This is a genomic window from Escherichia sp. WS1152 (genome assembly GCF_046487665.1).
Classification (GTDB): domain Bacteria; phylum Pseudomonadota; class Gammaproteobacteria; order Enterobacterales; family Enterobacteriaceae; genus Escherichia; species Escherichia coli.
This window is the reverse complement of the sequence record NZ_JBJQJA010000026.1, coordinates 26,208-37,008: the sequence shown is the minus strand read 5'-3', so window position 1 is coordinate 37,008 and position 10,801 is coordinate 26,208. Positions and strand designations below refer to the sequence as shown.

Sequence of the window (10,801 nt, the reverse complement as noted above, 5' to 3'; positions counted from 1 at the left end):
AGTTTCGGCAGAAAAATACGGCTGTTTTCCTGATCGAGCTTAACGCCCTGCGGGTAGCGGAATGCATCATTCTGTCCCCGCTTTTTGAATCGGGGAAAAGCAGCCCGCTTCTGGAAGAAGTTTTTGTAAGCCCGCTCAAGGCCTTTCAGTGACTGTTGCAATGGCTGTGAGGGCGAATCTTTAAGCCATTGCGTTTCAGTGGCGTTTTTCCACTCAACCAGCCAGGAAGCCATTTTCCCGTAAGGGATGTATTTATTACCGGCCTCATGATTCTCATTCTGAAGCGCCAGAGCACGATTGAAAACGAAACGACATGCGCCTGCGAAGCGCCTCATTTCACGCTCCTGTTGACCACCGGGTCTTAACTGGAATTTAAATGCCTGTAATCGTTTCACAGGCCAAATGATACTTTGGTCTATGAATAAAGAAACCGATATCCGACGGGGAAGCATTGTGTTTTCCTGATGCATGTTCACCTGGTCTTTGTCACCAGATACCGACGTCAGATTTATGACTATGACGCGACAGAAAAACTACGCACTTACTTTTCAAATGTATGTGCTGATTTTGAAGCTGAACTGGTTTAAATGGATGGCGAACCAGATCACGTCCATTTGTTAATTAACTATCCTCCCAAACTGGCGATATCCAGTCTGGTAAACAGCCTCAAAGGCGTATCGAGTAGGTTACTGCGACGAGATCGACCAGATATTGCAGTCAGGTATTACTACAAAGGCGTTTTGTGGAGTCCTGGCTATTTTGCCAGTAGCTGCGGAGGTGCGCCAATATCCGTCATCCGCCAATACATTGAACAACAGCAAACACCTGGTCAGGTGGAAAACCGCGCCTTATATCCCTGCCCTGAAGGACGGGGTTTTACGGCGCACCGGATAAGCCTGGAGATTATCTACACCAGCATGGACATCATTGTACTATGCCCCGTACATGCCCCATCACATCCTCAATATCAAAGTATTAGAGCCTTGCAAACCATTATGCGTCTCAGTTTGTCTCATCTATCTTACGCAAAAAAAATAGAACTAATATCAAGCGGCGCTATATTGCGTATTAAATAAAACCACCTCAATTACATTAATAAATCTAAACAAACATCATGCAAATAATTTCCATGGTTATTTCTAGGCTATTTAAATTAAATAAATAAATTATGAGTCAATCATAAATAACAACCTTTAATATAATTTGACTACCAAATTTATATTCGTTCACAAAATAGTCATGCATTGTGTGCAATAGAAACAGTTCAGATAAAGATAGGGATCTACTTCATAATTTAAATGAGAAACTAAAACTTACATCTTGAAATAATCTCATTGATTGGATGAATATTTGTAGTGCAGTGACATCATTTTTAAATAATAGTTCAAATAAAAGGGCTCACGATGAAAAAATTAATAGTGGCAATTTCTGCTGTAGCTGCATCTTAACGTATAAACTAGATTTAATAACAACGATATCCGTACCTATCCGGATATCTAATGTCATAAGCATCCCTTTAATTATCCCCTCAACCTCTTGTAACTTTCCCACTCTTGAACTCCACATAGTCCAAACGCCGGATGCAAAAAAATCACACGTGCATTTCTGAAATTGTGATGGAGGAAGATAGTATCAATTATATGTGCTTATAAACGTCCCCGATTAGCGCAGAAGTCACCGGATTGTTCAGGCTCCAATAGGTTGAGTATGCCGTATTTATTTTCCAAAATAAAAATCGATGCTGTTGCTCCTTCATAAAATACTTTTACTCTCTGGACGCTTTTCTTAGCTCTCTTGGTGTTATCTTAAAACGATTATGGAACCTTTCAGTAAAACGAGAAGGACACTTGTAACCATTTTCCCTGGCAATCTCGCTGATGGGTTTTACTGTCGTTTGTATAGCAGACAACGCATTATTTAACCTCACGTCGTCCAATATACTTTGAAAATTTACTCCCTCGCTTGCCAGACGGCGATGCAATGTGGAAACAGAAATGTAGAGATATCTCGCTACCTTGTTTGCTGTCCATTTTGTTCCAGGTTCGGATAGCATTAGGTTATAACAACGACTTGTTAATGATTGTTTACTATCTGATAAAAGTAAACAATTAACATGATGTGCTCCTAATGAAAGTAGAACGCCCATTGCTAAGTGTTCCTGAATTTGCGTTGAGAAGCCTCGGGAAATAGATGTTTTTAGTTGCTCCCAACAATATATTAACTCGGGATTCTGAGGTAAGCAGAAACCTGTCGTGTTACGAATTTGATCGGTTATCGCATAAAGATTTTGGAACTTTTCAATTAGATCAATGGGATAATAAAGCATTTCTGCAAGATAAAGACCTGCTTCTGGGTAATTCGCAATATAAAATTCATATCCACAGGGAAATAATATTATCTGATTATTATCAACAGTTAGACTATGCGTCTCCCAATTGATAACTTTTTTTCCCTGACGGATACGACATAAAGCTGGCATAAGAGGCTTAACCCTGTGAATCTCATGATGTTTATGCATCCGTATTTCTTCAATCTTTAGGTTAGTCCTATCTTTTGCCAGCATACTCTTATCCTACTTTACCTCATAAACGGGTATTATCTCAGCGGTTGCAATTTTATTGGCATTAAGCATATAACCAACTAACGCTCCGCTGGAATTAGAATCCACAGGAATCTTATCAGTTTTTAGAGCCCATATTTTAAACTGGTAATGATGGGGTTTATCTCCTTTGGGAGGACATGCTCCACCAAATCCCGCATAGCCAAAATCATTTCGGCCTTGGACAGCACCAGTCGGAAGTTTTGTACCATCACGTCTTCCTGCATCAGCGGGAAAATATGTTACCGTTGCTGGAATATTAGCAACAGTCCAGTGCCACCATCCGCTGCCTGTAGGCGCATCTGGATCATACACAGTTACGGCAAAGCTTTTGGTGCCTTCTGGAGCACCAGACCAGGTTAATGAGGGCGATGTATTACCCCCCTCACACCCAAATCCAGAAAATACATGAGACGTTGTAAGTTGCTCTCCTGTTTTTATTTCATTACTAGTGACCTGAAATGCTGCGGCCTGCGCAGAAAATGTTATGAATGCCAATACACTTGAAACGATAAGTTTTTTCATAAAAACCTCTTTGTTGTGACCTATCGTTATTTTATTTGATGTGCATTGATCTCATTATGCAAAAAGGCGCAATGATCGCGCAAATGCAATCATAATTATAAAGTTGCCCCGAACATTAGCCATAATATGCACAAATCAGATTCCTGTTATCTCAAGGATGATTATTTTTTAATGCGGTGCGCTTCGTGACAACAAGTTAATGACTAACACACCGGCACAAATCAACATCATGCCTATGATGGCTGGCAGGTCCAGTCGTTGGCCAAAAAATCCCCAGGAAAGCAAACTAATCAGAACGATACCGACTCCTGACCAGATAGCATAAGCAATCCCTGTAGGTATATAAGCCAGTGTCTGAGCTAATAACCAAAATGATGCACAATAGCAAATAATTGTGCCAACAGAGGGCCATAACCGTGTAAACCCCTCTGAAAACTTCATTAAGGTTGTACCAATGACCTCTGCAAGTATTGCGCCACCAAGATAAATATAAGGGTTCATAGCATATTCTTTCCTGTTCATACTGGAGAGAATTGTACTACAGTTTGAACACAACTCACCGTTTTCATCCTGGTGTATGTGTATCCAGGGGGCTCTGGCGTGGCAAGAGATAAAGGCAGGAACAATAATGATCAGAAGGAACCCCAGGCTAACAAAAGAGTTCACTCTTCCTATGAGCAAAGCGAAGACAAAACATGTTATCGCGTTTACGGATCGTGGATGGCAGAAAACGTTCAGGATCAGGTATCCATTTTAAACCAGAAATTGAGTGAGTTTGCCCCATCCATGCCCCAAGCGGTGAGATTGGAAGTAATTACCAACAGGTTACAAAACCTACACCTGCATGCTCATCACTTCCTGATACGCCGCCACCAGCTTATTACGCACCTGAATCCCCATTTGCATAGAAACTGAGGCTTTTTGCATATCGGTCATCACATCGTTTAACGCCACGCCGGGTTCACCGAGAGTGAATTTTTCTGCCTGCGTGCGGGCGGCTGTTTGTGTATCGCTTATGCGATCGAGCGCGGCGTGCAGCTGCCCGGCAAAACTAATGGTCGGTTGTGGCAGTGATTCCTGTGCACGCGCACTCATCGCCGTAGCCTGTAACTGGCTGATAACCCCTTCAATCCCCTGTATCGCTGACATTTTCATCTCCCGGATAATTTCTGTTAGCAAAGCCTACCAGTAAGTCAATAAGACAAAGGCGCTAAATAGCAACAAAAAAACGGGTTTATTGGCGGATAGAAAAAAACGAAAGCACAAATAATGGGAGCGTCAATTTTTCGAGTTTGCTGACCCGGGAGTGAGTCTTGTTCCACTTTGCCAATAACGCCGTCCATAATCAGCCACGAGGTGCGCGATGAATGCGACTGCAGCCCAGACAAAATCTCTTGAGTGGCTTAATCGCCTGCGTGCGAATCCGAAAATTCCATTGATTGTTGCCGGTTCCGCGGCAGTGGCGGTCATGGTCGCACTGATCCTGTGGGCGAAAGCCCCCGACTACCGCACATTATTCAGCAATCTTTCCGATCAGGATGGTGGCGCAATTGTCAGCCAACTGACGCAAATGAATATTCCTTACCGCTTCAGCGAAGCCAGCGGCGCTATTGAAGTTCCGGCAGATAAAGTTCACGAGCTGCGCCTAGGCCTGGCGCAACAAGGTTTGCCCAAAGGCGGCGCGGTCGGTTTCGAACTGCTCGATCAGGAAAAGTTTGGTATCAGCCAGTTCAGCGAACAGGTGAATTATCAGCGGGCGCTGGAAGGCGAGCTTTCTCGTACCATCGAAACTATCGGCCCGGTAAAAGGGGCGCGCGTACATCTGGCAATGCCGAAACCGTCTTTATTCGTCCGTGAACAAAAATCCCCTTCTGCATCGGTGACGGTAAATCTGTTACCCGGCCGCGCACTCGATGAAGGGCAAATTAGCGCCATTGTGCATCTGGTTTCCAGTGCGGTTGCTGGTCTGCCGCCGGGGAACGTCACGCTGGTGGATCAGGGCGGACATCTGTTAACCCAGTCCAATACCAGCGGGCGCGATCTTAATGACGCTCAGTTGAAATATGCCAGCGATGTCGAAGGCCGTATTCAGCGGCGTATTGAAGCGATCCTGTCGCCGATTGTCGGCAACGGTAATATTCACGCCCAGGTCACGGCGCAGCTGGACTTCGCCAGTAAAGAACAAACGGAAGAACAGTATCGCCCTAACGGTGATGAATCTCATGCGGCGCTTCGTTCACGCCAGCTTAATGAGAGCGAGCAAAGCGGTTCCGGTTATCCGGGCGGCGTACCGGGGGCGTTGTCGAATCAACCGGCACCTGCGAATAACGCGCCAATCAGCACGCCTCCGGCAAATCAAAATAACCGCCAGCAGCAGGCGAGCACCACCAGCAATAGTGGGCCGCGTAGCACACAGCGGAATGAAACCAGTAACTACGAAGTCGATCGCACCATTCGTCATACCAAAATGAACGTGGGCGATGTGCAACGTCTGTCAGTCGCGGTTGTGGTGAATTACAAAACCTTGCCAGATGGCAAACCGTTGCCTCTCAGCAACGAACAGATGAAGCAAATTGAAGATCTGACCCGCGAGGCGATGGGCTTTTCTGAAAAACGCGGTGACTCGCTCAATGTCGTTAACTCGCCGTTCAATAGCAGTGACGAAAGCGGCGGAGAACTGCCGTTCTGGCAACAGCAAGCGTTTATCGATCAGTTGCTGGCTGCCGGTCGCTGGTTGCTGGTACTGCTGGTGGCGTGGCTGCTGTGGCGGAAAGCGGTACGCCCGCAGTTAACACGTCGCGCCGAGGCGATGAAAGCTGTACAGCAACAGGCGCAGGCCCGTGAGGAAGTGGAAGATGCGGTGGAAGTCCGCCTGAGCAAAGACGAACAACTCCAACAACGACGCGCTAACCAACGTCTGGGGGCAGAAGTCATGAGCCAGCGTATCCGTGAAATGTCTGATAACGATCCGCGCGTGGTGGCGCTGGTCATTCGCCAGTGGATAAATAACGATCATGAGTAACCTGACAGGCACCGATAAAAGCGTCATCCTGCTGATGACCATTGGCGAAGACCGGGCGGCAGAGGTGTTCAAGCACCTCTCCCAGCGCGAAGTGCAAACCCTGAGCGCTGCAATGGCGAACGTCACGCAGATCTCCAACAAGCAGCTAACCGATGTGCTGGCGGAGTTTGAGCAAGAAGCTGAACAGTTTGCCGCACTGAATATCAACGCCAACGATTATCTGCGTTCGGTATTGGTCAAAGCTCTGGGTGAGGAACGTGCCGCCAGCCTGCTGGAAGATATTCTCGAAACTCGCGATACCGCCAGCGGTATTGAAACGCTCAACTTTATGGAGCCGCAGAGTGCCGCCGATCTGATTCGCGATGAGCATCCGCAAATTATCGCCACCATTCTGGTGCATCTGAAGCGCGCCCAGGCCGCCGATATTCTGACGTTGTTCGATGAACGTCTGCGCCACGACGTGATGTTGCGTATCGCCACCTTTGGCGGCGTGCAGCCAGCCGCGCTGGCGGAACTGACCGAAGTACTGAATGGCTTGCTCGACGGTCAGAATCTCAAGCGCAGCAAAATGGGCGGCGTGAGAACGGCAGCCGAAATTATCAACCTGATGAAAACTCAGCAGGAAGAAGCCGTTATTACCGCCGTGCGCGAATTCGACGGCGAGCTGGCGCAAAAAATTATCGACGAGATGTTCCTGTTCGAAAATCTGGTGGATGTCGACGATCGCAGCATTCAGCGTCTGTTGCAGGAAGTGGATTCCGAATCGCTGTTGATCGCGCTGAAAGGGGCCGAGCAGCCACTGCGCGAGAAATTCCTGCGCAATATGTCGCAGCGTGCCGCCGATATTCTGCGCGACGATCTCGCCAACCGTGGTCCGGTGCGTCTGTCGCAGGTGGAAAACGAACAGAAAGCGATTCTGCTGATTGTGCGCCGCCTTGCCGAAACTGGCGAGATGGTAATTGGCAGCGGCGAGGATACCTATGTCTGATAATCTGCCGTGGAAAACCTGGACGCCGGACGATCTCGCGCCACCACAGGCAGAGTTTGTGCCCATGGTCGAGCCGGAAGAAACCATCATTGAAGAGGCCGAACCCAGCCTTGAGCAGCAACTGGCGCAACTGCAAATGCAGGCCCATGAGCAAGGTTATCAGGCGGGGATTGCCGAAGGTCGCCAGCAAGGTCATAAGCAGGGCTATCAGGAAGGACTGGCCCAGGGGCTGGAGCAAGGTCTGGCAGAGGCGAAGTCTCAACAAGCGCCAATTCATGCCCGGATGCAGCAACTGGTCAGCGAATTTCAAACTACCCTTGATGCACTTGATAGTGTGATTGCTTCGCGCCTGATGCAGATGGCGCTGGAGGCGGCACGTCAGGTCATCGGTCAGACGCCAACAGTGGATAACTCGGCACTGATCAAACAGATCCAACAGTTGTTGCAGCAAGAACCGTTATTCAGCGGCAAACCGCAACTACGCGTGCACCCCGATGATCTGCAACGTGTGGATGATATGCTCGGCGCAACCTTAAGTTTGCATGGCTGGCGCTTGCGGGGCGATCCCACACTCCATCCTGGCGGCTGTAAAGTCTCCGCCGATGAAGGCGATCTCGACGCCAGTGTCGCCACTCGCTGGCAAGAACTCTGCCGTCTGGCAGCACCAGGAGTGGTGTAATGACCACGCGCCTGACTCGCTGGCTAACCACGCTGGATAACTTTGAAGCCAAAATGGCACAGTTGCCTGCGGTACGTCGCTACGGGCGATTAACCCGTGCTACCGGGCTGGTGCTGGAAGCCACCGGATTACAATTGCCGCTCGGCGCAACCTGTGTCATTGAACGCCAGAACGGCAGCGAAACGCACGAAGTAGAAAGCGAAGTCGTTGGCTTTAACGGTCAACGGCTGTTTTTAATGCCGCTGGAGGAAGTGGAAGGTGTCCTGCCCGGCGCGCGGGTTTATGCCAAAAACATTTCGGCTGAAGGACTGCAAAGCGGCAAGCAGTTACCGCTCGGTCCGGCGTTATTAGGTCGTGTTCTGGACGGCAGCGGTAAACCGCTCGATGGCCTCCCCTCCCCCGATACGACGGAAACCGGTGCGCTGATTACCCCGCCATTTAACCCGTTGCAACGTACACCGATTGAACATGTGCTGGACACCGGCGTGCGCCCAATCAATGCCCTGCTTACCGTTGGGCGTGGGCAGCGTATGGGGCTGTTTGCCGGGTCCGGCGTTGGTAAAAGTGTGCTGCTGGGGATGATGGCACGTTACACCCGCGCCGATGTCATTGTCGTGGGTTTGATTGGTGAACGCGGACGCGAAGTAAAAGATTTTATTGAGAATATCCTCGGTGCCGAAGGGCGTGCACGCTCCGTGGTGATTGCCGCTCCGGCGGATGTTTCTCCTCTCCTGCGAATGCAGGGTGCCGCCTATGCCACGCGCATTGCCGAAGATTTTCGCGATCGTGGTCAGCATGTGTTGCTGATTATGGACTCCCTCACCCGCTACGCGATGGCCCAGCGTGAAATTGCGCTGGCGATTGGCGAACCACCCGCCACTAAAGGTTATCCCCCGTCGGTGTTTGCCAAATTACCGGCACTGGTCGAGCGTGCCGGAAATGGCATTAGCGGCGGCGGATCGATTACTGCATTTTATACCGTGCTCACTGAAGGCGATGACCAGCAGGACCCCATTGCCGACTCTGCGCGGGCAATCCTCGACGGTCACATTGTGCTGTCTCGCCGACTGGCGGAAGCCGGGCACTATCCGGCTATCGATATTGAAGCGTCGATCAGCCGCGCAATGACGGCGTTGATCAGTGAGCAACATTACGCGCGAGTGCGCACCTTCAAACAGCTGTTGTCGAGTTTTCAGCGTAACCGCGATCTGGTTAGCGTCGGCGCGTATGCCAAAGGCAGCGATCCGATGCTCGACAAAGCCATCGCCCTGTGGCCGCAGCTGGAGGGCTATTTGCAACAAGGCATTTTTGAACGCGCGGACTGGGAAGCGTCTCTCCAGGGGCTGGAGCGTATTTTCCCGACAGTGTCATAACCCAGGAGATAACGGCAGATGGCAGAACATGGCGCGCTGGCGACCCTGAAAGATCTGGCAGAAAAAGAGGTAGAGGATGCCGCGCGCCTGCTGGGTGAAATGCGTCGCGGGTGTCAGCAGGCGGAAGAACAGCTCAAAATGCTGATCGATTATCAGAATGAATATCGCAATAACCTCAACAGCGATATGAGTGCCGGGATGACCAGCAACCGCTGGATCAACTATCAGCAGTTTATCCAGACGCTGGAAAAAGCCATTACTCAGCATCGCCAGCAACTTAATCAGTGGAAGCAGAAAGTTGACATTGCCCTGAACAGCTGGCGAGAAAAGAAACAACGTTTGCAGGCCTGGCAGACACTGCAGGAACGGCAATCCACGGCGGCACTGCTTGCAGAAAACCGCCTCGATCAGAAAAAGATGGATGAGTTCGCCCAGCGCGCCGCCATGAGGAAACCTGAATGATTCGCTTAGCGCCCTTAATTACCGCCGACGTTGACACCACCACATTGCCTGGCGGCAAAGCCAGCGATGCTGCACAAGATTTTCTCGCGTTGTTGAGCGAAGCATTAGCAGGCGAGACAACTACCGACAAAGCGGCCCCCCAGTTGCTGGTGGCAACAGATAAGCCCACGACAAAAGGCGAGCCGCTGGTCAGCGAGATTCTTGCCGATGCGCAACAAGCGGATTTACTGATCCCTGTGGATGAAACACCGCCTGTCATCAACGACGAACAATCCACATCAACACCATTAACCACCGCTCAAACGATGACGTTGGCTGCGGTGGCTGGCAACAATACGGCAAAAGACGAAAAAGCGGATGATCTGAATGAAGACGTCACCGCAAGCCTGAGCGCCCTTTTTGCGATGTTGCCGGGTTTTGACAATACGCCCAAAGTGACTGATGTGCCGTCAACCGTGTTACCGGCAGAGAAACCAACGCTCTTCACAAAACTGACTTCTGCGCAACTCACAACAGCACAGCCTGATGATGCCCCCGGCACGCCAGCTCAGCCATTAACACCGCTGGTAGCAGAAGCCCAGAGTAAAGCGGAAGTCATCAGCACACCTTCACCGGTGACCGCTGCCGCCAGCCCGCTAATCACTCCACACCAGACACAGCCACTGCCCACCGTCGCCGCGCCTGTGTTGAGTGCACCGCTGGGTTCTCACGAATGGCAACAATCATTAAGCCAGCATATTTCGCTGTTCACCCGCCAGGGGCAACAAAGTGCAGAGTTGCGTCTGCACCCGCAGGATTTAGGTGAAGTGCAAATCTCCCTCAAAGTGGATGATAACCAGGCGCAAATCCAGATGGTTTCACCGCATCAACACGTACGCGCCGCCCTGGAAGCAGCGCTTCCGGTACTGCGAACGCAGCTGGCCGAAAGTGGCATTCAGTTAGGGCAAAGCAACATCAGTGGCGAAAGCTTTAGTGGTCAGCAGCAGGCCGCTTCCCAGCAACAGCAAAGCCAACGCACAGCAAACCATGAACCTCTGGCGGGGGAAGACGACGATACGCTTCCGGTTCCCGTCTCTTTACAAGTACGTGTAACAGGCAACAGCGGCGTTGATATTTTCGCCTAACGTCAGAGGTAGCACCGTAATCCGCGTCT

Annotated in this window: 11 protein-coding genes and 1 pseudogene; 7 read left to right on the top strand and 5 right to left on the bottom strand. The window is 50.1% G+C overall.

Going from position 1 to position 10,801, the window contains the following annotated elements; all coding sequences use genetic code 11:
- Positions 1 to 395 (bottom strand): RNA-guided endonuclease InsQ/TnpB family protein (locus ACJHW7_RS23230; RefSeq protein ID WP_074154797.1); only part of this gene is annotated, 395 nt, incomplete at its 3' end.
- A 7-nt stretch (positions 396 to 402) separates the two neighbouring features.
- Here ACJHW7_RS23230 and tnpA point away from each other — a divergent pair.
- Positions 403 to 830, top strand: a pseudogene (gene tnpA / locus ACJHW7_RS23225) (IS200/IS605 family transposase); the annotation flags it as partial.
- Between the two features lie 935 nt (positions 831 to 1,765).
- Here tnpA and ACJHW7_RS23220 read toward each other — a convergent pair.
- The 4 genes from ACJHW7_RS23220 to fliE all read right to left on the bottom strand — a co-directional run bounded on the left by ACJHW7_RS23220 (position 1,766) and on the right by fliE (position 4,273).
- Positions 1,766 to 2,563, bottom strand: a complete 798-nt coding sequence (locus tag ACJHW7_RS23220; protein ID WP_032197943.1) for a helix-turn-helix transcriptional regulator — start codon at positions 2,561 to 2,563, stop codon at positions 1,766 to 1,768.
- A 9-nt stretch (positions 2,564 to 2,572) separates the two neighbouring features.
- The gene (gene ybcL, locus ACJHW7_RS23215; RefSeq protein ID WP_040234766.1) at positions 2,573 to 3,124 is read right to left on the bottom strand and encodes a Raf kinase inhibitor-like protein YbcL; all 552 of its coding nucleotides are present in this window, start codon (positions 3,122 to 3,124) and stop codon (positions 2,573 to 2,575) included.
- A gap of 168 nt (positions 3,125 to 3,292) precedes the next feature.
- Positions 3,293 to 3,625 (bottom strand): multidrug efflux SMR transporter EmrE, encoded by a 333-nt coding sequence (emrE, locus tag ACJHW7_RS23210; protein WP_001070440.1) that lies wholly within the window; start codon positions 3,623 to 3,625, stop codon positions 3,293 to 3,295.
- A 333-nt stretch (positions 3,626 to 3,958) separates the two neighbouring features.
- Entirely contained in the window at positions 3,959 to 4,273 is a 315-nt protein-coding gene (gene fliE, locus ACJHW7_RS23205) for a flagellar hook-basal body complex protein FliE (RefSeq protein ID WP_001274299.1), read from the bottom strand.
- Positions 4,274 to 4,487: 214 nt separating this feature from the next.
- Here fliE and fliF point away from each other — a divergent pair, with 214 nt between their 5' ends.
- From fliF to ACJHW7_RS23175, 6 genes are read left to right on the top strand one after another with little or no spacing between them, the layout of a single operon-like run.
- Positions 4,488 to 6,146: a flagellar basal-body MS-ring/collar protein FliF gene (gene fliF / locus ACJHW7_RS23200; protein WP_410233581.1), complete on the top strand. Its 1,659-nt coding sequence runs from the start codon at positions 4,488 to 4,490 to the stop codon at positions 6,144 to 6,146.
- Entirely contained in the window at positions 6,139 to 7,134 is a 996-nt protein-coding gene (gene fliG, locus ACJHW7_RS23195) for a flagellar motor switch protein FliG (protein ID WP_024238893.1), read from the top strand. The genes fliF and fliG overlap by 8 nt, the downstream gene beginning before the upstream one ends.
- Positions 7,127 to 7,813 (top strand): flagellar assembly protein FliH, encoded by a 687-nt coding sequence (fliH, locus tag ACJHW7_RS23190; RefSeq protein WP_001282709.1) that lies wholly within the window; start codon positions 7,127 to 7,129, stop codon positions 7,811 to 7,813. Before fliG ends, fliH begins: the two co-directional genes overlap by 8 nt.
- A complete protein-coding gene (gene fliI, locus ACJHW7_RS23185) occupies positions 7,813 to 9,186 on the top strand; it encodes a flagellar protein export ATPase FliI (RefSeq protein ID WP_000213294.1) in 1,374 nt (457 codons plus the stop codon). The genes fliH and fliI overlap by 1 nt, the downstream gene beginning before the upstream one ends.
- Positions 9,187 to 9,204: 18 nt before the next feature.
- A complete protein-coding gene (gene fliJ / locus ACJHW7_RS23180) occupies positions 9,205 to 9,648 on the top strand; it encodes a flagellar export protein FliJ (RefSeq protein WP_040234770.1) in 444 nt (147 codons plus the stop codon).
- Entirely contained in the window at positions 9,645 to 10,772 is a 1,128-nt protein-coding gene (locus ACJHW7_RS23175; protein ID WP_000620097.1) for a flagellar hook-length control protein FliK, read from the top strand. The genes fliJ and ACJHW7_RS23175 overlap by 4 nt, the downstream gene beginning before the upstream one ends.
- Positions 10,773 to 10,801: the final 29 nt, after the last annotated feature.